The organism is Pseudobutyrivibrio xylanivorans DSM 14809, assembly GCF_900141825.1.
Classification (GTDB): Bacteria; Bacillota; Clostridia; order Lachnospirales; family Lachnospiraceae; genus Pseudobutyrivibrio; species Pseudobutyrivibrio xylanivorans.
Window position 1 is genome coordinate 1 of record NZ_FQYQ01000009.1, and the last position, 24,759, is coordinate 24,759.

General features: G+C 40.9%; 18 protein-coding genes. 16 read left to right on the forward strand and 2 right to left on the reverse strand.

Annotated elements, in window-relative coordinates; genetic code table 11:
* Positions 1-703 precede the first annotated feature (703 nt).
* From BUA88_RS08255 to BUA88_RS08270, 4 genes are all read left to right on the forward strand, one after another.
* Positions 704-1,165 carry a hypothetical protein gene (locus tag BUA88_RS08255; RefSeq protein ID WP_072915845.1) on the forward strand — a complete coding sequence of 154 codons (462 nt, stop codon included), beginning with the start codon at positions 704-706 and terminating at the stop codon, positions 1,163-1,165.
* Entirely contained in the window at positions 1,158-1,682 is a 525-nt protein-coding gene (locus tag BUA88_RS08260; protein ID WP_072915850.1) for an EbsA family protein, read from the forward strand. The genes BUA88_RS08255 and BUA88_RS08260 overlap by 8 nt, the downstream gene beginning before the upstream one ends.
* A gap of 343 nt (positions 1,683-2,025) precedes the next feature.
* On the forward strand, positions 2,026-5,934 hold the full coding sequence (gene essC, locus BUA88_RS08265) for a type VII secretion protein EssC (RefSeq protein ID WP_072915862.1): 3,909 nt from the start codon (positions 2,026-2,028) through the stop codon (positions 5,932-5,934).
* Positions 5,935-5,945: 11 nt separating this feature from the next.
* On the forward strand, positions 5,946-6,191 hold the full coding sequence (locus tag BUA88_RS08270) for a hypothetical protein (RefSeq protein ID WP_072915871.1): 246 nt from the start codon (positions 5,946-5,948) through the stop codon (positions 6,189-6,191).
* A gap of 75 nt (positions 6,192-6,266) precedes the next feature.
* Here BUA88_RS08270 and BUA88_RS16495 read toward each other — a convergent pair whose 3' ends face one another.
* On the reverse strand, positions 6,267-8,606 hold the full coding sequence (locus BUA88_RS16495; protein WP_083572440.1) for a glycoside hydrolase family 11 protein: 2,340 nt from the start codon (positions 8,604-8,606) through the stop codon (positions 6,267-6,269).
* A 290-nt stretch (positions 8,607-8,896) separates the two neighbouring features.
* Between BUA88_RS16495 and BUA88_RS08295 the strand changes: the two genes are divergently transcribed.
* The 11 genes from BUA88_RS08295 to BUA88_RS08345 all read left to right on the forward strand — a co-directional run bounded on the left by BUA88_RS08295 (position 8,897) and on the right by BUA88_RS08345 (position 22,046).
* A complete protein-coding gene (locus tag BUA88_RS08295) occupies positions 8,897-9,949 on the forward strand; it encodes an ABC transporter substrate-binding protein (protein WP_072915874.1) in 1,053 nt (350 codons plus the stop codon).
* A 20-nt stretch (positions 9,950-9,969) separates the two neighbouring features.
* Positions 9,970-10,917 carry an ABC transporter permease gene (locus BUA88_RS08300; RefSeq protein ID WP_072915880.1) on the forward strand — a complete coding sequence of 316 codons (948 nt, stop codon included), beginning with the start codon at positions 9,970-9,972 and terminating at the stop codon, positions 10,915-10,917.
* Positions 10,910-11,710 carry an ABC transporter ATP-binding protein gene (locus BUA88_RS08305; protein ID WP_072915887.1) on the forward strand — a complete coding sequence of 267 codons (801 nt, stop codon included), beginning with the start codon at positions 10,910-10,912 and terminating at the stop codon, positions 11,708-11,710. The genes BUA88_RS08300 and BUA88_RS08305 overlap by 8 nt, the downstream gene beginning before the upstream one ends.
* Before the next feature lie 100 nt (positions 11,711-11,810).
* Positions 11,811-13,133: an aspartate kinase gene (locus BUA88_RS08310; protein ID WP_072915892.1), complete on the forward strand. Its 1,323-nt coding sequence runs from the start codon at positions 11,811-11,813 to the stop codon at positions 13,131-13,133.
* Between the two features lie 376 nt (positions 13,134-13,509).
* The gene (locus BUA88_RS08315) at positions 13,510-16,038 is read left to right on the forward strand and encodes a hypothetical protein (RefSeq protein WP_072915896.1); all 2,529 of its coding nucleotides are present in this window, start codon (positions 13,510-13,512) and stop codon (positions 16,036-16,038) included.
* A 208-nt stretch (positions 16,039-16,246) separates the two neighbouring features.
* On the forward strand, positions 16,247-17,131 hold the full coding sequence (locus BUA88_RS08320; protein ID WP_072915901.1) for a hypothetical protein: 885 nt from the start codon (positions 16,247-16,249) through the stop codon (positions 17,129-17,131).
* An 86-nt stretch (positions 17,132-17,217) separates the two neighbouring features.
* The gene (locus BUA88_RS08325) at positions 17,218-18,504 is read left to right on the forward strand and encodes a dihydroorotase (RefSeq protein ID WP_072915905.1); all 1,287 of its coding nucleotides are present in this window, start codon (positions 17,218-17,220) and stop codon (positions 18,502-18,504) included.
* Positions 18,485-19,405, forward strand: coding sequence for an orotidine-5'-phosphate decarboxylase (gene pyrF / locus BUA88_RS08330; protein ID WP_072915908.1), 921 nt, complete (start codon positions 18,485-18,487; stop codon positions 19,403-19,405). Before BUA88_RS08325 ends, pyrF begins: the two co-directional genes overlap by 20 nt.
* Positions 19,405-20,169, forward strand: coding sequence for a dihydroorotate dehydrogenase electron transfer subunit (locus tag BUA88_RS08335; RefSeq protein ID WP_072915911.1), 765 nt, complete (start codon positions 19,405-19,407; stop codon positions 20,167-20,169). The genes pyrF and BUA88_RS08335 overlap by 1 nt, the downstream gene beginning before the upstream one ends.
* Positions 20,169-21,077, forward strand: coding sequence for a dihydroorotate dehydrogenase (locus BUA88_RS08340; RefSeq protein WP_200798856.1), 909 nt, complete (start codon positions 20,169-20,171; stop codon positions 21,075-21,077). Before BUA88_RS08335 ends, BUA88_RS08340 begins: the two co-directional genes overlap by 1 nt.
* A gap of 270 nt (positions 21,078-21,347) precedes the next feature.
* The gene (locus BUA88_RS08345; protein ID WP_072915917.1) at positions 21,348-22,046 is read left to right on the forward strand and encodes an adaptor protein MecA; all 699 of its coding nucleotides are present in this window, start codon (positions 21,348-21,350) and stop codon (positions 22,044-22,046) included.
* Between the two features lie 1,270 nt (positions 22,047-23,316).
* On the opposite strand, the gene BUA88_RS08350 is transcribed toward BUA88_RS08345, so the two are convergent.
* A complete protein-coding gene (locus BUA88_RS08350) occupies positions 23,317-23,514 on the reverse strand; it encodes a YjfB family protein (RefSeq protein ID WP_072915921.1) in 198 nt (65 codons plus the stop codon).
* Positions 23,515-23,820: 306 nt separating this feature from the next.
* On the opposite strand from BUA88_RS08350, the gene BUA88_RS08355 reads away from it, so the two are divergent.
* The gene (locus BUA88_RS08355) at positions 23,821-24,759 is read left to right on the forward strand and encodes an alpha/beta hydrolase (protein WP_072915925.1); all 939 of its coding nucleotides are present in this window, start codon (positions 23,821-23,823) and stop codon (positions 24,757-24,759) included.

Consider the following 24,759-nt stretch of genomic DNA (forward strand, 5'->3'; position numbering starts at 1 on the left):
CTTATCCATTGCAAGAAGCCTTTTCACTGTGTTGCGTGAGATACCAAGGAGTTGAGCTGTAGCGCGTTTCGACTTCGTTTGCTTGTACACTTTCTGTACAGCTGCCCAATCTTCCAAGTCTTTCACCTCTTTTTTCTCCTTTCCGTATATACGAATTGATATACGAAAAGTATTGTATTTTTCTTAAAGAGGGGGGTCAATTCTAAGTATTAAATTTTCAAGGAACAACAATTATAATATATGACAACAGGATTTACTTGTTATATCTGGTGGCTCAATTCTGAGCGTAAATCCTGGGTCAGTTTTAAGTGTAAATCAACACCAATGTTGGGCTTTGCAGTTTTTTCATAGTTATAAATTAAAATCAAAGAGCATAAGCATGGCTACACAACTGATGGCAACATCATCCAACCATTTGCATTCACAGGCTACCAGGAGGATGCCTTGGTGAAACGTTAAGAAGACATGGAAGTAAGTATTTAACATATTATGCGGTAAATGAAGGAATACCATTTGGGTTAGATACAATTGTAGCCACAGGTCAAAAATGGTGGGAGAACATAAAGGGTAATATAAATCAAAAGGAAGATAAAACAAAAGAAGCTACTCAAAATGAAGATAAATATAAGCCTACAGAATTAATTAATGAAAGAATAATTTCTACGGAAAAAGAGGAATATGATGAGTAAAGGAGAGGTAGAGCGTGAAGAGAATATACATAGTAACTTTGATTGAAGTATTAATTATTTTACTCGGAATAGGGATATATGTTTTTTATACAATTAAAAAGCATGGAAATATTCTTGGAAAAAATCCATTTGGAAGCTATGGAGAGAATTTCTTTAAGAATCATAGTTTGTTAGCAAATGCAATATGTCATTTTTTAATTTATGGATTATCTTTGTTTATTCTGATTGAGTTATGCATTCCAGTAATAATGGATTTTCCAGCAGCAATGAACGATGAATACATGGAAACATCGGGTTATGTAGTTAGATGGGATATTACTCAAGAAAATACAAATAAATTAAGGCGTATTTCTATTATAGATGAGGAAAATGCGGAATTACATCTTAACGTTTATGGATATAGCTTACATAAAGACGAATATATAAAAGTTAGATATTTTAAACATTCAAAGTATGGAAAGGTTGTTTATGAATAATTTACTTCAAATATCCTTAATTGAGAAAGTTCAATTAGCTGGTTTGGTTATGTTTGTAATAGAGTTAATAGCATTTCTAATAGACAATGCTTATTCGCAGGGATTAAGAGAGGTAGTAAGATTACGTCCTAGAAAAACATCAGCATTAATAGGAATGTTTATGTCTGTTTTTGCAATTTGGACATGCTATATCGTCGCTGATAGCTGTAAAAATGAGGTTGATGTATATATGCTAGCAGGGTTAGGTATATTTATAATTATTTTTGGTGCCTTTTTAGTATTAATACGGCTCAATAATTTTTATACATATGTACTGGAAGACGATAAAATTGTCATCTATAAAATGTTTATTTTTAAAAGAGAAATCAGCTTAAAAGAAATTGATAAGATAGAACAAAAATCTGATGGTATAAAAATATATTTGAAGAATCAAAGGAAGATTTTTATAGACTATATGTTTGATAACCAAGAATCTTTAAAGAAAGAATTGCGTGGTAATGGAATTTACTTGTGTTAGGTATGGTATGAATTCGAAATTGGTAAGGACATAGCAAAAGGATTGTTTATCAGAAGTGTCTTTGGAATGATTTTGTTCAGTGTGCTTCTTGTTTGGGCAATTATTGACGGGGCACATCCTCTTGTAAGAGGTATATTCAGCTTTTTTTTACTTCTCAGTATTATGTTTATGCTATTAGCTAGACCTCATAAGTAAGCGTTTTATACGTTCCAATCAAACTTTATAGGAACATAAATATTAACATAAGCTGCAAAGCCAACTACGGTCTTTGCAGTTTTTTCATATCTTTGATTTATAATTGTTCCACAGATTGTGGACAGCCTTATAACAAAGGATGGAAAATATGATTACACAGGATTTTAATTCGAATAATCAAAATAAGAAACAGGGGAAAGCATTGGAATACCCAGAATTCTTCTTAAAGGCCAGGGAGCTTTATGAGCTGCCGGATGATAAGATAGAGGTTCTTAATCCTGAGAATCCACCTCAGGAGCCAAAGAAGAATCTGTTGATGACGCTAACACCTGTTTTTTTGATGCTTATTCTTATGGTGTTTGTGCGAAGCCGCATGATGAGTGGCGGCATTATGTACGTGTTGTACTTTGCTGCATCTATGATGATTGGTGCGGCTATGTCGGTGTGGACCTATATCGATAATGGCAAGGATTATAAGAAGAAGGTAGCAGAGCGCGAAGAAAAATACGGCGAATATATCAACACTAAGGTTGAGGAGATTAACAAGCTTAGAAAAGAAGAAAAAGATATTATTACCCGAAGGAATCCATCACTTGAAACTACAGTTGACAGGATTCTTAAGTTTTCTCCGGAGCTTTTTGAAAAGCGCAAGGAACACGAGGATTATCTTGATGTTCGTCTGGGCACTGGAAATGTAAAATCTCTTCTTCAGGTGGAATATCACAAGCAGGAGTATGTTCATGTTTATGATGATTTGATTAATGTGCCAGAGCGCATCCATAACCAGTATGAATATATTCCGCAGATGCCAGTGGTACTTCCTCTTGGCAAGGTAAACGCTGTAGGCTTTGTTGGAAACAGAACAAAGCTTTATCACATCATGAAGAACCTGGTGCTTACAATTGCAGGTCAGGAATCTTTTACAGATGTGAAGATGGTATTTCTTCTTGATGAGGTCTATGCGCCATACATGCAGTGGGTTCGCTGGCTGAAGAATACTTATGATGAGGAGACTGGCGCCAGAAATATCATGTATGATGATGAGACCAGCAAGCTTGTGCTGGGAAATATTTATGCAGAGATTTCAAAGCGTGAAGGCATGAAGCCAGAAGCTGTAAAAGAGCTTCCAGATTATATCGTATTTGCCTTCCGTTCGGAGCGTTTGTCGGAGCATCCAGTAAGTAAGTATTTTGATACTGCCAGAAAATATGGATTCACCTTTATCTTCTTTGAGGAGACAGAGGCGCTGTTGCACAAGGCATGCGAAATCGGAGTTACACTCAGCGATAGCGATAACATAGGCTGGGTAAAGGATTTGAAGGATGCCACAGAGGTTCAGGAGTTTACCTATCCTCATGTCAGCAAGGAAGTGGCAGAGCAGTGTGCCAGAAAGCTGGCTCCTGTATTTATTAAAGAGCCATCACTGGAAAATGATCTGGTGAAGAGCATCACACTTTTCGAGCTTCTTGGAATAAGAAATATTTCTGAGCTTTCATTGGAAGAAAGATGGAGAAATTCCAGAATCTACGAGACAATGGCTGCACCTCTTGGTCTAAAGAGTGGTGGAGATGTGGTATCCCTTGATATACATGAGAAGTTCCATGGACCACATGGTCTTGTTGCAGGTACTACAGGTTCTGGTAAATCAGAAATTCTCCAGAGCTACATCCTGTCACTTGCCACATTGTTCCATCCATACGAGGTGGGATTTATCATCATCGATTTCAAGGGCGGTGGTATGGCAAACCAGTTTAAGGATCTGCCACATTTGAATGGTGCCATTACAAACATCGACGGCAAGCAGATAAATCGTTCACTGATGTCTATTAAGGCTGAGCTGATTAAGCGTCAGGAGCTTTTCGCCAAGTATGATGTAAATAAGATTGATGATTATATCAAGCTCTATAAGAACGGCACTACACCTACACCGCTTCCACATCTCATTGTTATCGTTGATGAGTTTGCGGAGCTGAAAAGTGAGCAGCCTGAGTTCATGAAGGAGCTTATTAGTGCTGCACGTATTGGTCGAAGTCTTGGTGTTCATTTGATTCTTGCCACACAGAAGCCAGCGGGTGTTGTAAATGACCAGATTTGGAGTAATTCAAAGTTCAAGCTGTGTTTGAAGGTACAGGATAAATCAGATAGTAACGAGGTACTGAAATCGCCACTTGCAGCGGAAATCAGAGAGCCAGGTCGAGCATATTTGCAGGTGGGCAATAACGAGATTTTCGAGCTGTTCCAGTCGGCATATAGTGGCGCGTACATTTCAGATGCCAACGTGAGAGCAGTGAAGAAGTTTGAGATTTCTTCAATGGATTTGGCTGGACGCAGGAAAGTGCTGTTTGCCCAGAAGCCTCAGAAGAACGACAATACAGTTACAGAGCTTGATGCTATTGTTGAGTATATAGATCAGTATTGTAAGAAGGCTGGAATTAATAAGCTTCAGGAGATATGCCTACCTCCACTGGGGGATGTAATCCCATATCCTGAGAAGCTTGCAAAAGAGGGTACGGATATTGTTGTGCCTGTAGGTATTTACGATGATCCATCCCGTCAGGCACAAAGAGAGCTTCAGGTAAACTTTACCCAGAACCATGTATTTATTCTTGGCTCATCACTTTCTGGAAAGACTTATCTTGTTCAAAACATGATTTATGGTCTTACCCAGAAATACACACCAGAAGAGGTAAATATCTACATCCTTGATTTTGCTTCAATGGTTATGAAGGCATTTGAGCAGCTGAAGCATGTGGGCTCAGTTATCAGTCTGGCAGATGAGGATAAGCTGAAGCATTTCCTTGATATGATTCAAAAGAAGATTGATGAGCGAAGAGAGATTCTTGCCAACGCAGGTCTTAGCTCATTTGGAGCATACAGGGATGCTGGAAACACTGATATTCCGCAGATTGTAATCTTCCTTGAAAACTACACAGCCTTTAAGGATGTTTATGCTAATTACGAGAGTCAGTTTATAAAGATTTGTAGAGATGGTGTGGCACTTGGTATCTCTATCGTAATTACGAATCAGCAGATGAGCGGAATTGGCTACAGGCTCATTACAAACTTCTCTACGAAGATTGCAATGAACTGTAACGACCGTTCACAGTATTCGATGCTTATCGACAAGTGCAGAACTCAGCCAGATGAAATGCCAGGCCGCGGTCTTATCACAATCGATAATGAGGTTATGGAATTCCAGACCTATCTTGCATTCTCTATGGGCAAGGAGGTTGAGCGAATTTCAAAGATTAAGGAATATATTGAGAGCGTCAACAGCAAATACGTTACCACCACTGTTGAGCAGGTGGATTATGTTCCGAATGTATTGAATGACGAATATCTCATTACCCGATTCGGCAGTGCCAAGATGACGGATTACAAGATGTTAGTAGGCTTGGGCTATGCCAAGGCAAATCCTGAGTACAACGATTTGCTTAAGAAGCCGCTACTTGCCATCCTTGGCAGGGATGACTTGGGACGCAGTGATTTTATCCGTTACACCATGGATAAATTCGGAGACAGTGTAGGCGATTTCCCTGTGGAGCTTACAGTTATTGATGATGAGAAGGGTAGCCTTTCATATTGTAAGGATAATCCAGCATTGAAACATTATACTGAGGATCAGATGGAGATAATCGATGTCATCGAGGATGCTTATAACATCGCCAAGGGTCGCTTCAACAAGAAGATGACAGGCGAATCTATTTCCGGCGAGCCTCTTCAGGTTATTGTGCTTGCCAGCCCTCAGATTCCAGATGTGCTGAAGGAAAGCGGCGAAGTATATGAAAAGTTCAAGAGTCTGATTACCAAGTATGCAAACTGCAGAGTTTCAATCATCTTTACAAACATTGAAAATGTTACGTTGACCGCACTATCAAACCCAGTCTTAATCGTAATTCGAAATTGCATGAATGTGCTTTGCTTCGAGGATATGGCTGATATTAAGTTCGTTGATATCAATATTAATATCAAGCGTCAGGTTAAAAAGGCTAATGCCAAGGGTGATGCATTCTTTATCAGCGATGGAAAGATTATGAGAGTCAAGACGGTGGAATAGGAGATGGGCTTATGAAGGATAAGATGATAATTGAATTTTGCTGGGGTGACAGCAGGCAGGATATCGAGGTGCCAAGATCCCTTACCTGTGATGAGTTAATCTATTCTCTGAATGAGGGCATCGGACTTGGACTTGATGTGAATAATCCAGACAGCTTTTCATTCAGCTGTGACATAGCCAAAGGTGAGATTAGAGGTGAGAAATCACTGGAGGATGTCGGGCTTATGGATGGCGCTGTAGTGAGACTGGTGGAATAACAAATAAGAAGGGAACCTCCCGTATGAGAGGTTCCCATTTTTTACGTGGTTATAAACTTATAATCATTCAATCCATTATTTTACATTTGACCAGATTTTGTATTCTACGTTAGGATTTACACCCTTCATTTCGAATAACTCACTTACAGTTACGAATGTGTAACCCTGGTTCTTAAGACCTTCGATGATCTGTGGAAGAGCTGATACAGTCTGGCTGTTGCCCTGGAAGTCGTGAAGGAGAATAATGTCACCATCCTTAGCTGAGCTAAGAACAGAGTTTACTCTCTGAGAAGCTGATGTGCTTGACTCCCAGTCGTTGTGCATACTTCCCTGAATGAAAGGAAGGTCGATGTTCTGGTACATTGTGTTGTTTACAGAAATGTAAGGTGGTCTGAAGAACTTCACGTCAACACCAGCTGTGTTCTTAATAGCAGAAGCTGTCCAGTCAATCTGGTTTCTAATCTGTGAAGCATTCATTTTTGTCATGTCCTCATGTGTGTATGAGTGGCAAGCAAGCTCACAACCCATCTTTACCTGTCTCTGTACGATAGAAGCTGTGTTAGAGTTTACGTTCTGTCCAATAAGGAAGAATGTAGCCTTAACATTGTACTTCTCGAGAATATCAAGTACCTGGCTTGTTGTGCTTGAAGGACCATCGTCAAATGTAAGAGCAATAAGCTTCTGGTTCTGTGTGTTTGTACCTGAGTTATTGCCTGTGTTAGAAGAGCTTCCAGCACCAGCGCCTGCTCCGGCACCAGCTGCACCTGCTCCACTAATTGTTAAGTAATCAAGGTAAGCATCCCACTGACCATCATCAGCTGTAACAACAAGCTCGATTGTCTGATTGCCTGTGCCGTGACTTACGTTTTTGATTGTGTACTCTGCAGGATAAGAATCTCCATAGTAGAAGGTTCCCTTGTTCTGGCCACCAATCTTCAAATCAACGCGAGCCATCTTGTTATTGTTAGAGCATCCGCGAAGTGTGAAATCGTGTGTGCCTGAAGCAAAGTACTGTGTATATTTAACTGCGTCATTATTAGCATAGAGGGCTACTCCGTTGAAAGGAGAAGAGATGTTGCCAGTGTACTGGCCACTCTTTGTCATCTTTTCGCATTCAATCTTTGTAGAGCCTGAAGTCTCTGTAGAAGCACCTGTGTTTCCAGACTGCTGCTCTGTAGAGCCTGTGTTACCTGTCTGGCTGCCAGTGTTTCCTGTGTTTCCAGTGTTGCCGCCCTGTGAAGAAGAGCCGCTGCCTGATTTACCTTCAGAGCTGATACCGCCAATTCCGAGCCAGTCAAGATAAGCATCCCACTGACCATCATCAGCTGTAACTACAAGCTCAACTGTCTGATTGCCTGTGCCATGGCTAACGTTTTTGATTGTGTACTCTGCAGGGTTAGCATCGCCAAAATAGAATGTACCCTTATTCTGACCGCCAATCTTAAGATCTACACGAGCCATGTTGTCATTGTTTGAGCAACCGCGAAGTGTGAAATCATGAGTTCCCTTTGTAAAGTTCTGTGTGAACTTAACTGTGTCGTTGTTTCCATAGAGAGCTACGCCGCTGAAAGGAGAAGAGATACCGCCAGTATACTGGCCACCCTTTGTCATGGTTTCGCACTGAATCTTGTCAGCATCTGCTACTGTTACAAGATTGTTACCAGCGTTTTCATTTCCAGTGTTTCCACCCTGGTTTCCGCCCTGGTTGCCAGAACTGCTAGAAGAACCACCGATTGTCATGTTGTTCTTATAAACGCTGGCAGAACCGCTACTCTGATATCCCTCGATATTTAATGCGGCTTCATAAAGTTTACCGCATCTCATACCCATTCTTTCCCAAGCCTTAAAGTGCTCAGAAACGCTAATTGTACCGCTAGTTCTCTTAGAGGTACGAACGCTAAAGTACTGTTTAAATGTTGTGTCACCCTGAATAGAAGGTGCATTGTATCTTGTGGTTTCATAGACATCATATGTGCCACCATCTACCTGGATCTGACCCTTTGGTGTTCCTCCTGGTGGACGCCATGTTCCCCAGCTGTCTACGATGTAATACTCAACAAGCGGATCTACGGTCCAGCCATAGACGCAAAGATAAGAATTACCGTTAGGTCTGTAGTCACAGCCGTAATCAAAGGTAATATTTCCTATCTGCTGATAAGTCTGTGTACTATCGAATTTCTTACCTTTACGGAAAAGAGCATTGTTGATGTTGCTCCATGAACAATCGAACGTTCCCCCAGCGTTCAATGTCATGCTAGTGTTTCCGGTATCTTTCCATAACTCGTAGTCGTAACCATCCTGGTTACCTGTCTTATTGTTGTAGATTGTATCAGCTGCTTTTACTGTCATGGATGGAACCAAGAGTGTAGCAGACATAACAATCGCCAACAACGCCGCTGTTAATTTGTTTTTCACTAATAACCTCCTCACTTTTTCATATACATTAATATGTTATAACCACATAAATATTGTAATTGTGGAATAAAAGGGTAAAAACAGGACAAATTATATATTTAACCGGAAAAATTATATAAATATTTCGAAGAAGTTACGACAATATTACGTCTGCATAAAATAGTTTAGGAAAAACTAAAGAATAATCAGAATTATTTATGCAAAATTAAATCACATTTATACTTTAACTCGCTAAAGTGATATGCTACAATATTGCTATTAGTCGAACGCAGTATTGAGGAGGACAACTTATGAAAAAGAAAATAATTTCAATGCTTATGATCATGACCATGGCAGCAGCATGCTTTGCTGGTTGTGGCGGCAAGAAAGCAGTAGATAATGGAGCAGGTGCCGACACAGCTGCTGATGGAAAGATATATAAGGTGGGGATTATCCAGTATGTTGATGACGCATCCCTTAATCAGATTGTAGACAATCTTGAGAAGGAGCTTGATGCCATCGCAGAGGAGAAGGGTGTTACCTTTAACTACAAGGATTACTACTACAATGGTCAGGCTGATTCCACTACAATCAACCAGATTGTTACAGAGCTTATAAATGATGAGGTAGATGTGCTTGTTCCAATCGCAACACCTACAGCAATGATTTGCCAGTCAGCTACAGAGGACAATCAGATTCCAGTTATTTTTGCAGCAGTATCTGATCCAGAGGGCGCAGGTCTTGTAGCTTCAAATGATGCACCAGGTGCCAACATCACAGGTACATCAGATGCTCTTAATACAGAGGCTATTCTTGATTTGATGATGGAGCAGGATAGAGATTTACAGAAGGTTGGTCTTCTTTATGATAAGTCACAGGATGCTTCAACAGCTCCAATCAAGGCAGCTAAGGCATACCTTGAGAATGCAGGTATCGAGGTTGTTGAGAAGACTGGTACAACAAATGATGAGGTTATGCTTGCAGCAGATGCTCTTTGTGCAGAGAAGGTTGGAGCAGTATTCACACCAACTGACAACACAATCATGACAGCTGAGCTTGCTATCTATGAGAAGTTTATCGATGCAGGAATTCCTCACTACTGTGGTGCAGATTCATTCGCACTTAACGGTGCATACCTTGGATATGGTGTAAACTACGCAACACTTGGTGTTGAGACAGCAAAGATGGTTGCAGAGGTTTTAGTGGATGGCAAGGAGCCAGCTTCACTTGCAGTTAAGACTCTTGATAATGGTACAGCTACTGTTAACACAGAGACAGCTGCAGCACTTGATTTGGATTACGAAAAGCTTCGCGATATGTGCGATGGATTTGTAGAAATCCAGACTTCAAAGGAGTTCGAATAAATAATTAGGGGTTTAATGTTATGTCGTCTATATTTACAATTTCGATTTTTCAGAGTGCTTTAGAACTAGGGTGTATATACGCCCTAGTTGCTTTAGCACTTTTTATTTCATTTACAATTCTTAACATCGCAGATTTGACCACAGATGGCTGCTTCACATTAGGTTGTGCGGTAGGTGCTGTGGTTACACTCGCTGGTCACCCATTCCTTGCACTTATTGCGGCAATGGTATCTGGAGCAATGGCAGGTTTTGTCACTGCATTCTTACAGACAAGACTTGGGGTGGAATCTATCCTTGCAGGTATTATCGTAAATACGGCATTGTATACTATCAACATTGCCGTAATGGGATTCTCATCTCTTATCAACCTGTTTGGATGCGATACACTTTTCTCTTTGGGAAAAGATGGATTCGTAAATGCGATATTTGGTGACTGGTACAAGGTGGTTACAGTAGCACTTATTGTTGTGTTAATCGCTTTGGCTCTCTGGTGGTTTCTTGGTACTACACTTGGTATGTCTATCCGTGCAACAGGTGATAATGCCGAGATGGTAAAATCATCATCTATCAATCCTACATTTACAATCACTGTAGGTCTTTGTCTTGCCAATTCACTTACTGGTCTTTCAGGTTGTCTCATTGCCCAATATCAGAAATCTGCAGATATCAATATTGGTACAGGTATGGTTACAATCGCGCTGGCTTCACTTATCATTGGACAGACTCTTATTGGCAACAAAGGAAGCACAATCAGAAGAATCCTTGGAACTATTCTTGGTTCTGTTCTTTACAGATTTATTGTGGCAATCGCTCTTAGAATGAGTGTGCCAGCAGAGGCCTTAAAGCTTGTTTCTGCAATAATTGTTGCAGTTGCAATCGCAATGCCTTATGTTAGAAAGAAGGCAGCCCTCAAAAAGAGAGAGTTTGCTAACTATAGAGGTAACAGGGAGGTGAAGGACAATGCTTAAAATCGACAACATCTCAAAGACCTTCAATCCCGGCACCGTCAATGAAAAGGCGGCACTTACCAATCTTTCTTTAGATTTAAAGGATGGAGATTTTGCCACTATCGTTGGTTCTAACGGAGCGGGCAAATCTACCATGTTCAATGCCATCGCAGGTACCTTCATAGTTGATGAGGGAAACATTTATCTTGATGGTGAGGACATTACATTCAAGAAGGAGCATGTTCGAAGCAAGGTGATAGGACATCTTTTCCAGGATCCTTTGAAGGGCACTGCTCCAAACATGACCATTGAGGAAAATATGGCACTTGCTTACTTACGTGCCAGCCATGCTTCAAGCCAGTACTTCTCACGAATCAGTGGCAAGGACAAGGCAAAGTTCAGAGAGCAGCTTTCACTTCTTGGCATGGGACTTGAGGATAGAATGAAGCAGCCAGTTGGCTTATTATCAGGTGGTCAGCGTCAGGCCCTCACACTTTTGATGGCTACATTTGTTACACCTAAGCTTTTGCTTTTGGATGAGCATACAGCAGCTCTTGATCCAGCCACAGCAGAAAAAGTCCTGGAGCTTACAAAGAGTATCGTTGCAGAACGTGGAATCACCTGCCTTATGGTTACCCACAATATGCACCAGGCACTTGACGTAGGTAACAGAACCCTTATGATGAATGCTGGACAAATCGTTTTCGATACTTCAGGGGAAGAGAGAGCAGGGCTCACTGTAAATGACCTTTTAGAGAAGTTTAAGGTGGGCGCTGGAGAAGAATTAGATAATGACAGAGTACTTTTATCGTAGTTTTTTGGGCAATTTAGCACTTTAATTCGATAAAGTATTAGTGTACACTGTTAAAAGTTATTTCATACGAAAATATTAGAACAATGAGGTTTTGATTATTATGAAGAAGGTAGTTAAATTCGGCGGTAGCTCACTTGCGGACGCCGGCCAGTTTAAGAAGGTTGGCGATATCATCCGCGCTGATGAGAATCGCGTGTTTGTAGTTCCATCGGCACCAGGTAAGCGCAACAGCAAGGACACAAAGGTTACAGACATGCTTATTGGCACCTATGAGGCTGCTAAGGCAGGCAAGGATGTTAAGGAAAATCTTAAGGCTATCAAGGCTCGCTATGATGAGATTATTACAGGTCTTGAGTTAAAAGATTTCTCACTTGATGAGGATTTCAAAGAAATTGCAGCCCAGATTAAAGAGGATTTATCACTTGATTATCTTGCAAGCCGTGGAGAATATCTCAACGGAAAGATTATGGCTAAGTACTTAGGCTATGATTTCATCGATGCAAAGGACGTTATCTTCTTCAATGAAGAGGGAATGCTCAATTCATACAAGACTGAAAAGACAATGGCAAAGGCTCTTGAGGAGCATCCACGTGCAGTCATCCCAGGTTTCTATGGCTGTGGTAAGGACGGCAAGGTAAAGACATTCTCACGTGGTGGTTCTGATGTTACTGGTTCAATCGTTGCAGGTGCTGCAAAGGTTGATGTTTACGAGAACTGGACAGACGTTTCAGGATTCTTGATTTGCGACCCACGTATCGTTAAGAATCCAGTAGGAATGCAGACAATCACATACCGTGAGCTTCGCGAGCTTTCATACATGGGCGCAGGCGTTCTTCACGAGGATGCTATTTTCCCAGTTCGTTCAGCAGGTATTCCTATCAATATCAAAAATACAAACAGGCCAGAGGATGATGGTACTTGGATTGTAGAATCTACAGCTCAGAGAAATGAGTACGTTATCACTGGTATTGCTGGTAAGAAGGGCTTCTGTACAGTACTTATCACAAAGTCTCTTATGAACTCAGAGGTTGGTTTCTGCCGAAAGGCTCTTCAGGCATTCGAGGACAACGGAATCAGCATCGAGCACATGCCTTCAGGTATCGACACAATGACAGTTGTTGTTCACGAGGATGAGTTCATCAACAAGGAGCAGGCAGTAGTTTCTGCTATCCACCGTAATTGCTCACCAGATTCTATTGAGATTGAGTCAGATCTTGCACTTATTGCAGTTGTAGGTCGTGGTATGAAGAGCACACGTGGTACTGCTGGTCGTATCTTCTCAGCCCTCAGCCATGCACATGTAAATGTACGCATGATTGACCAGGGTTCTTCCGAGTTGAATATCATCATCGGAGTTCAGAACGAAGATTTCGAGGCTGCTGTGAAAGCAATTTACGATATCTTTGTACTTACAAAACTTTAATATTTGATTAGTAGTATGGCCCTCGGGATTCCGAGGGCTGTTTTTTATTGTGGAGACAAATATGACAGAGTGGATGAAAAGTTCATGGATAAAACACACCCCTCGAGATGAATTTTGGTACAATACACATTGTAACCAGTTGGATTGAATGTCACAATTTGTGGAAAAAAGGGGTTGACAAGTATGCCAAGACGAGCTAGCATCAATCAATCAATCAATCAATCAATCTGTCTGGCATAACTATGCAGAATTCTATTATTATATATTTTGATGATTAGCCGTCATAACAGACTAAGAGAGGATTCTCTTGGTTTGTTATGACGGTTTTTTATATTGGGGAAAAGAGTTTGGCAATTGAATGAGGAGGTATGAGTACATGAAGAAAACAAGGAAAGCACTGTTAAGCATGATTCTTTCGGCGGCAATGGTTATTGCTATGCTACCGGGGATGAGTATGGTGGTAAAGGCTGAATCTACTGTAACTGTAACAGCCGAGAACCTAGGATACAGTGCAGGTAATATTATACCTGCTGAAACTTGGCTTGAGGTGTTGTCAGAAGGTGTGACTTTAACACTTAGTACTTTTATAGGGAATGAGGACGCGCCTAGAGAGGTTGTTGACATAAAGAAGACTGGAGGCGATCACGGACCCAAAGTAAAACTTATAAGGGATGCTAAAGTTAAGGCTTATAGTTATGCAGATTCAGTACATACTTTATCAGTGGTATACGAAGATATCTCAGGTGACACAGGGTCAGGTGGTGGCTCATCAGATGCAGGAGACCCTGGTAGTGGCTCATCAGATGCAGGAGGCTCTAGTACCCCAGAAACACATATTCATGATTGGGATTATAGAGATTTAGGAAATGGAGTATTGCGGGCTGAATGTACATGTGAAGTGAGACCTACCCTCACCATTGTAGCCCCAGATCTTTCAAGATTAGGTTCTGGTAGTCCAAACGCTACTTTATTACCAGATCAACTTTGGACAGATAATAATTTACCTACAAATTTTACAATTAATTACGCAAATTTTGCTAATGGTGAGCATTGTGATTCTGCACCAACTACAGCAGGCGAATATATTGCTGCTGCATCAGCACCTCATCCAAAGAATAATAATCAGACAATATATGTAAGTTTAATCTACACAATCTCTGCATCAAGCACGAGTGGTGGCTCAGGAAATGAAGGAGACCCTGGTAGTGGCTCATCAGATGCAGGAAACCCAGGTAGCGGCGCAAGCGATGAAGGAGGCGCTGGTGGTGACTCCGGAAACAGCTCAGATGCCCAGCAAGAAGGCTCTAATGATTCTATACTTTTTGCAGTTGGTGATTATGGTTTTGATATTCAGGGCAAGGATGGAAACAAGAATATACAAACTACTTTTTCGAATAGAGGTTATGTGACCCGAATGCAAGTAGGAAGTAATTCCACGGACTTTTCAGACTTTGCATACGGAAAAAAATATTCATACGAAGGAATAGAAGGCAATGTTACAGCTAGCCTTAATGGTAATAGTGTAGCTATAGTTTATACATTGAAAAATACTACTAACGAAACAAAATCCGTAAAAATAGGCTCTTATGCAGATACGCAGATAGGTGATGATGACGATGCGCCAGTTTCATTTACAAACAAAGGAATACAAATGATTTCTAAAGACGGTAAGTATGCATTTGTAGTAAATCCAGGCAATGCAGATTTTACAACGAGATGGTATGGAAGTTGTGGAGAACGTTCTGGTAATGTATTTAATAACAGAACAGATTCTGAAACATTTACCTCTGATAGTGGCGTGGCATGGTCATGGTCTGTTGAGGTGCCAGCAAATTCAACAGTCACAAGAACAGCTATACTGGCAGCGGGAAGTGCAGAGTCAATTATTGAACCACAGAGTGATACAAATAAATCAACAGCAACAATCGCTGTTTCAGGTGAAACTGCAGTTAAAGGCGAAAATCCTATAGTTCCTAATCTTAATTCAGAAGCAGCAAGTCAGGGTGATGATGTTACACTTGATATGCAGATAACTGCTGACCCAGAAACTACATTTGCTACTAATCCAACTTTAAATAACGAACCAGAAGTTAAGGAAGAGGTTAAGGGGCAGTTCAAGGACGAAAGCACAATAAAGGTTGATGTTTTACATATTAATGTTAGAAAACTTGTAGCAGGTGTATTTGCAGCAACATTAACAAATACAAATTCTGTTCTTGAAATCGGAGTAGGCTATAATTTTACTGGTAAGTATGACCCTTCACTTGTAAGTAAGCACGGTGATGAAGTAAGAACATTTGCAACCTTAACAGCTAGACCAACAGCAGGTAATTATATAAATAGCTCTTTCTTCGCTGATACAGAGAATGATAAATTCTATATTTACTCAAAAGATTACTCTGATTTTGTAATCTCTTACTCAACAGTAGAGGGCAATGCTCAGAATAGAACAGTTATTGATCCAAATGCAGGTGGCTCATCAAGTACTAGTAGTGCGCCAAAGACCATTCCTGTATACAGACTTTTCAATAAGGTAAATGGAAACCATCTGTTTACAACTAATGCAGAGGAGAAGGATATTCTTGTAGCTAATGGCTGGGCAGATGAAGGTATTGCATGGCAGGTAGTTGCTAACACAGCTACACCTGTATATCGTCTATTTGATGCAGCTGGAAGCGGTGAGCATTACTATACAGCAAATGAAGCTCTTAAGGCTGAGCTTATAGCTAAGGGATGTGTTGATGAAGGTGTTGCTTGGTATGGTCAGGCTGCTAATGGTAGAACTGTATACAAGGTAACCAATACTAAGTATGGAAAGAGTGTTCTCACTACATCTGTAGAAGAGAAGGAGGCTCTTGTAGCTGCAGGCTTCGCTGCAGAAGAAGCAGATTTTAAGGTAAATTAATTGAATATAAGCTTCTAAAAAATGGCTCTTGCTAAGGCAAGGGCCATTTTTATGTAAAATATCACTAGACAACTCTAATTCTGCAATGTATTATATTCCTGCCGTAGGCATTCATACTTGTTCATTTCTATAACGAATTCATTTGGAAAGTTTTTGTCTTTTTTCTTTCCGAAATCCTATTTCATGCTATAATTTAAGGAGAATAGAAATGGCAAAAGTTAATAGAGAGTACAAGGATAGATTATTTAGAATACTATTTGGTACTGAAGAAATGAAGGATAATATCCTTCAACTTTACAATGCATTGAATGGCACTAGCTATGAGGATGCAAGTGAGCTAGAACTCACAACTATTGAGGATGTAATATACATCAGTATGAAGAATGATGTTTCATTCTTATTTGACAGCTATCTATCTGTATGGGAGCAGCAGAGTAGCTTCAATTCTAACATGCCTGTAAGAGGCTTAATGTATTTTGGAAAGTTATATGATCAGTACATTAAGACACATGGAATAAATATTTATTCCAGTGGTTTGAAGAAAATACCAACTCCAAGGTATATCGTTTTTTATAATGGTACAACAGATAGACCAGCAGTTGAAAAGCTCAGACTTTCAGATGCTTTTATCAATGAAGATAAGAGTGGTGATTTTGAGTGGACCGCAACAGGGTATAATCTCAATAAGGGTAAAAATGACAGGCTTTTGGAAAAGTGCCAGCCATTAAGAGATTATATGGAGCTAATCAACAGAATCAGGACAGTTTCACTTGATTATGATATTGAGAAAGCTGTAGATATTGCGGTTGATTCATGCATTGAAGATGGAATTCTTAAAGAATTTTTGGAGAAGCACAAAGCGGAGGTATGCGGTATGGTTATCACTGAATTTGATGAAAAAGCTTTTGCTGAAGATATGCGTGCAGAGGGACGAGAAGAAGGACGAGAAGAAGGACGTGAGGAAGGACGCGAAGAACGTCTAGTGGAAGATATTCGTAATCTAATGAAGAACTTATCCTTAACCGCAGAAAAAGCCATGGCAGCTCTTGGAATTTTAGAAGATGAGTACGAAAAGTATAAGTCTATGCTGTAAAAGGGGGAAAATTAGATTATAAACAGCTTGTTAGCATAGGGGGAGTTTGCTATACTATTGACAGTTTAAGTCAAGAGAGGTATAGCATGAGCCTTATAATCAAAAATGGTAGGGTTTTGAACCCACCTACAGACACAGACGAAATATTGGATATTAAGATAGACGGGAACATTATCTCAGCTGTTGAGGCTGAGATTGTTCCCGTCTCTTTTGATGAAGTAATTGATGCGGCAGGCTGCTACGTCATGCCAGGCTTCATCGATATGCATGTGCATTTCAGGGATCCAGGACAGACTGCAAAGGAAGATATCGAGACAGGTTCCAAGGCAGCAGCAAGAGGTGGAGTGACCACAGTTCTTTGTATGCCAAACACAAAGCCTGTTGTGGATAACCCTGAGCTTGTGAATTACGTTCACGATAAGGGTGCCCAAGTTGGACTTACAAGAGTTCTTCAGGTTGGTTCTGTTACCAAGGGCATGGAAGGCAAGGAGCTTTCAGATTTACAGGGAATGTTTGATGCGGGAATCCCTGCCATCTCCGAGGATGGCAAATCTGTTATGGATTCTGGTTTGTATCGCGAAGCTATGAAGATTGCCGTAGCTGCGGATGTTCCAGTGCTTGCTCACTGCGAGGATATTAATCTGGTGCAGGGTGGCGTCATGAACATGGGTACCAAATCTGATGCTATGGGAGAAAAGGGCATCAGCAATGCTGTGGAAAACATTATTGAAGCCCGTGACATTATGTTGGCAGAGGAGACTGGTGCCACACTACATCTATGTCACTGCTCTACAAAGGAGAGCTACCAGATTTTAAAAGAGGCAAAGGAAGCAGGCATTAAGGTGTCTGGTGAGGTTTGCCCACATCATTTCACACTCACTGAGGATGACATTGTGCCAGGAGATGGCAATTACAAAATGAATCCTCCAGTTCGTACTTTCGAAGACAGAGAAGCTCTTAGACGCGGATTAGCAGAAGGAGTTTTTGAAGTAATATCTACAGATCACGCACCTCACACAGCTGAGGAGAAAGCTAAGGGGTTTGCATCCCCATTTGGAATTGTAGGTCTTGAGACATCAGCAAGTCTTGCATACACCGAGCTTGTTTTATCAGGTCTAATCACACCACTTACAATGGCAGCTTACATGAGCAGCAATCCAGCTCGTATCTTAGGTCGCGAAGACATAGGAGATTTGTCAGTTGGCAAGGCAGCCGATATCACAATTTTCGACCCTCGTACAGAGTATGAGATTCATGCCGCTGATTTTGTTGGTAAATCTAAAAATATGCCTTACGAAGGCCGTCAGGTTCAGGGTAAGGTTTTAAAGACAATATATGGAGGTAATGTTGTATATGATTCAGAAGCTAATTAACCAAATCAAAGAGAAAAATGCGCCAATCGTTGTAGGTCTCGATCCTACAATGAAATTAATGCCAAAGAGTTTAGTTGATAAGTACATCAACGAGTACGGTCAGACCTTAGAGGCAGTGGGAGAAGCCATGTTTGACTACAACCGTCAGATTATGGATGCCTGCGCAGATTTGATTCCAGCAGTAAAGCCACAGATTGCCATGTACGAAAGCTACGGCATCCCTGGCATGATTGCATATAAGAAGACAGTTGATTACGCTAAGGAGCTTGGCCTTATCGTTATCGCCGATATCAAGCGTGGTGACATCGGTTCAACATCTACAGCATACGCTCTTGGTCACCTTGGCTCAGTTCAGGTAGGCGATTACAAGTACCAGGGTTTCGATGCTGATATGGCTACGGTTAACCCATATCTTGGTTCAGATGGTGTTCAGCCATTCGTTGACGTTTGTAAGGAAGAGGATAAGGGAATCTTCGTACTTTGCAAGACATCTAATCCATCATCTGGCGAGTTCCAGGACAGACTCATTGACGGCAGACCTCTTTACGAGCACATGGCTGAGAAGATTGAGGACTGGGGAATGGAGACAAGAGAAGGTTACTATTCAAAAGTTGGTGCAGTTGTTGGTGCCACATATCCAGAGCAGGGTGCAAAGCTTCGTAAGCTCATGCCTCACGCATACATCCTTGTTCCAGGCTACGGTGCACAGGGTGGAAGAGGAAAAGATCTTGTACATTTCTTCAATGAAGATGGTCTCGGTGCAATCGTTAATTCCAGCCGTGGAATCATTGCAGCATATCAGCAGGAAAAGTACGCATCATTCGGCGAGGCAAATTTCGCAGGTGCCAGCCGTGCGGCAGTAGAGGATATGCTTGAAGATATTAGAGGAGCACTTAAGTAATGAAGATAAAAGAAAAAGCGGTAGTTTTATGGCAGGAGAAATTGGCAGAGGGTGTTTACAGCCTTACACTTGAGACAAACATCGTGGATTATGCTGTCCCAGGGCAGTTTATCAGCATCTTTTCAAATGATGGCAGCAAGCTTTTGCCACGTCCAATCAGTATTTGCGAAATCAATAAGGACTACGGAACACTTCGCGTAGTTTACCGTGTGGTTGGTGCAGGAACAGAGGAATTTTCTCAGCTTAAAATGGGCGATAAGGTAGAGGTTATGGGACCTCTCGGAAACGGATTCCCACTTGAAGGCAGAAATGCAATTGTCGTTGGCGGCGGTATCGGTGTGCCACCAATGCTTGAGCTTGCTAAGCAGTTACCGGGTAAGGTTACAGCTGTTATGGGCTATCGTAACAATGATCTGTTTCTTACAGAGGAATTTGAAAAGGCAGTGGCAAATCTTTACATTGCCACAGATGATGGTTCAGTTGGAGTTCGCGGTACAGTTGTTGATGCCATGAGAGAAAACGATTTGGTGGCAGATGTAATCTATGCCTGCGGTCCAAAGCCAATGCTTCGCGCAGTGGCAGATTTCGCTTTAGAGAATCAGATTAAGTGCTACGTTTCTATGGAAGAGCGCATGGCATGTGGAGTTGGCGCATGCCTTGGCTGTGTTTGCAAGTCAAAGGAAACTGACGAGCACAGTCATGTAAATAATAAGAGGGTTTGTAAAGACGGCCCAGTATTCTTGTCAACGGAGGTGGTACTATAATGAACACTAAGGTTAACATCGCGGGCGTGGAGTTCCAAAACCCTATTATGGAGGCTTCAGGTACCTTCGGTTCAGGCATGGAGTACTCAGAATTTGTTGATTTGAATAAGCTTGGTGCAGTTGTCACAAAGGGCGTGGCAAATGTGCCATGGCCAGGAAATCCAACACCTCGTATCACTGAGGTTCGCTCAGGGATGCTTAATGCCATCGGACTTCAGAATCCTGGCGTAGAGGTTTTCTGTGAGAGAGATTTAAAATTTCTTGAACAATATAAAAACACAAAAGTTGTGGTTAATGTTTGCGGTCATTCCGCCGAAGAATATATTGAAGTGGTTGAGAGATTGGCAGATGAGTCAAGGGTTGATATGTTGGAAATCAACATCTCTTGTCCGAACGTAAAAGAGGGCGGTATCGCCTTTGGACAGGACCCTAAAGCCGTTGAGGAAATCACTCGTTTAGTCAAGACTCGCGCTAAACAGCCAATCGTTATGAAGCTTTCGCCAAACGTTACCGACATTAAGGTTATGGCAAAGGCGGCAGAGGCTGGTGGTGCAGATGCCATTTCACTTATCAATACTCTTACAGGAATGAAAATCGATGTAGAACGTCAGAACTTTGTTCTCGCGAATAAGACCGGTGGTATGTCAGGCCCGGCAGTTCATCCAATTGCAGTTAGAATGGTTTATGAATGTGCAAACGCAGTATCAATTCCAATCATCGGAATGGGTGGAATCACCACATGGGAAGATGCAGTAGAAATGATGCTGGCAGGTGCCACAGCTGTCTCTGTAGGCACAGCAAATTTCTTCAACCCAACAGCTACTTTGGATATTCTTTCAGGCATTGAAGACTACATGGTTCGCAAGAATATTGAAGACATCAATTCAATCATAGGTATTGTTAAGTAGGGAGGTAAGTCAGAAAGTCCAGCTATAATCTGTCTGTGAAAAATGGTAAATTAAACATAGGGGTCTGCTTGTGAAAATTTTGGTAATGTACAATATATAGATAATTGTGTCGTAGTTCACGGATTGTGTTGTAATTCACCGAATGTTCAGACAATATACTCAGAATTATCCGTGACACATTAAAATCTATTTGCTACACTTTAGATACACTCACACAAAAATTATCTTATATATAACGGTTTTACTTAGATTTTGAAAGGAGGGGAGCTGATGAAGTTCAAGAAGATAGGTGAGGACAAAATTCGTTGCGTCATCACCAAAGAAGAAATGGAACAGAACGGCATGGAACTTGGAGATTTCGTCAGTGACCAGGAAAAGACCCAAAGCTTTATCAGGGATATATTAGCAGAAGCGTGTGAGACCCTCGGAATTGAGACTCATGCTAAAGCATATAGCGTACAGATGACAGTTATGCCTCAGGGTGATGTAGCATTACTCATATCCCCAGATTCAAGTTCAGGACTTGCAACGGCTATTGAAGAATTAAAGAAACACCTTACAGGTTTACAAGAAACATTATCTACTACTAAAAAGGAGCAGGTTGTCTCAGGTAGCACAGCAGATGTTCCCGTGCAGCCTGTTAATAAACTCCGAGATGATAAGGATGAGGTGACGACCCAGTATTTGGAGACCCCACTTTGGGCTATCCTTCCGAACCTAGATGCATCTATTGAGCTCTGTAAACATATTCCAAAGTTTGATGGAATCCAGAGTGTACTATATCGCTACGGCGACGACTATTATGTAAAGCTTAATTTCGAGCTTACTCGCCGCCAGATATCGGCAGTGATTCTTGTTATTGCCGAGTACGCCAGCCAGATGTTTACGGAAAGCTTCGATGGAGCATTCCTTTTAGAGCATGGTGATGTAATCTGCGAAGACTGCGTCAATGTATTGTCACAGATTTAATTAAATAGAAAATATCGAGCCACCTTGCTGAGGTGGCTCTTTTTTTATTCTATTTGCATGAAGTGATGAGGTGTTTATCATATTTATGATTTTCACTCCTGCTTGCTACAGCATATCAGCCCGGTCGCGGCGTCAATGATTCCCTTCGGCGCTTCGCGTTATTGACTCCTCGCCCTTGTGCTGATATGAGGTAATCAAGCAGGGGTGAAAATGGGGCTGTGGCAAGGCCACATTTGTCACTATCCATCCCATAACAACAAAAGTGGGATTTGGATGCATTTTAGAAAAAGTGTTACTTTACGGGTGAAAGATTCAATTTGCGGTAGTAGTTTTTGAATAAATTAATACTACCTATATTGATATTTGTTCTTAAGGTAGTAAAAATTTACTACCTGTATTCATTTCCTTATTACAGGTAGTAGAAAATTCCACCAAATTTACTACCTTTTCAAATTAGTAAGCCACAGGTAGTAGTTTTTGAATAAATTAATACTACCTATTTAGATATTTCCTCGTCCGGTAGTAAAAATTTACTACCTGCATTCATTTCCTTATTACAGGTAGTAGAAAATTTCACCAAATTTACTACCTTTTCAAGTTTGTATGTCTCAGGTAGTAAATGCAATGGGCCTTGCCACAGTCCCATTTTTATTTGAGCTTGTTTGCCAACTATCTGCCAAAAGAGGCTCTGTCAAGGGGCGGCGGAGTCGAGCCGTCAGGCATTCCCTTGACAGGGACTCTTGGCAGATAAAATAAGCAAAGTTCAAAGACAAAATAAAGGTCTAGCCAAGAAAATAACAAAGGAAAAAGCAAAGGAAAAAAGCAAAGGAAAATAAAAAAGGAAAATAACAAAGATTTTCGACACAAAGTAAAGAGGACGCCGGCGAAGGGACCAAAAGGCATCCTTGTAAAGCAAGGAACTTTTGAGTCCTAGTAAGCGAAGCTTACATTCCGCCAAGGACACATAAATAAAAAAATTTATATAAAGTAAAGAGGACGCCGGCGGGGCGTCCTCTTCAAAAAGGGAGAATAATGTTATGAAAAAAATGGTTCATCGCTTCTGTCTTGCGATGTAATTATAATACTAAGTTAGTTTGAAGGAACAATGGAAAATATGTGAATAAAATTGTAAAAGAAAAAGATTATTTGTGAATTGCTTACCACTATTATTTCTAGAGGAAATAGGATAAAAAATATAACTTTTGGGCATGAAAAAAGGACCTAAACGGTAGGCCCTTTTCATATCGTAAAACCCAAATACATTTATAACTCATATGCGCATATCAATCATGGTACCAGAAGTAGGATAGACCAGACTTTCAAGTGATGGTGCATTCATATCGATGCCTTCAGTTAAAAGTTGCGCCTGTCCCTCCATGACATCTAATGTCTTACCAAGCATCGCTGTCCCCACAGCTGTAAGTAGCTTGTTCTGACTTAAACTCATAGAAAGCTCTGATATATCCATAATTAGCGCCTCCCCTAAAAAAGACTATGCTTTTTCAACTACTCTAAAATTCTACCATTACTTGTTCACAAATTGGTGCCAAACTGTGTCTAAATTGTGAACAAACTGTGAATTATGGATATTTTGGCACTTTAGATAGAAAAAGCCCTTTGGTATTGTATGACGTGTTGATAATTAGATTAGATAACCCTGATGGATATTGAAATATTCATATTTTTTTCATTCTTGTTTCATATTTTACATATTTAAAAATCAGTCTAGAATTACTATAATAGACTTATATCAGTATGATTTCATGGAGATGGTATGGCCTTATTAAACTTGAATCTTAGTGACCCTCTTATGAAGGCGCTGAAAGCAGTAAATTCAATAGCTGGAAAATCATTGACGGAAGAAGATTTGCGCAAGCAGCGTTCGGCAATGGAACTGGCTGGAAAGCTGGCGGCACCGACAGGAGGTGTGAGCCTGGAATCATTTCAAGTTGGTGAGATTCCATGCGAGTGGGTAAAGCCTGATTTGGCACATAATCCACAGTACGTGATTCTATATGCCCATGGCGGTGGATACACCTGCGGAGGTTTGGCATATGCCAGAATATTGGCAGCTAAGCTTGCAGTGTCCACAGGTTTTTCAGTGGTTTCCTTTGAGTATAGACTTGCTCCGGAGAATAAGTTTCCCGCAGCATTGGATGATGGAAATCAGGTGTGGGATTATTTGATAGAGCAAGGCTATAAGAACGATAAAGTTATTTTGGCAGGTGATTCTGCCGGTGGCAATTTGACGGTTTGTCTCACTCAAAGAATTTTGCAGGAGGGCAAAGAGCCACCAAGGATGTTGTTATTGTTTAGTCCATGGACTGATATGACAGCAAAATCAAAATCATATCAACAGTATGACGGCAAGGATCCAATCCTCACAAAGCACTATGTTGAATCAGTGAGAGATGCAGTGATTGGAACGGATGTGGAAGCCGCAGACCCTATATATTCACCATTGTTTGGTGAGTTTAAGCATTTTCCACCTACTTTTGTGCAGGTGGGAAAGACTGAAATCCTCTACGAGGACAGTGCCTCACTTGTGAAGCAGATTCAGAAGGCTGGAGGCAAAGCGAAGCTGGACGTAGAAAAGGATGGATGGCATGTGTATCAGCAGATGCCCCTTCCCGTAGCGTCACGTGCAATGCGTAGACTCGCAGACTACGTTTCAGATGAAATTTATAATAATCAGCGGATTAAGGATATATAG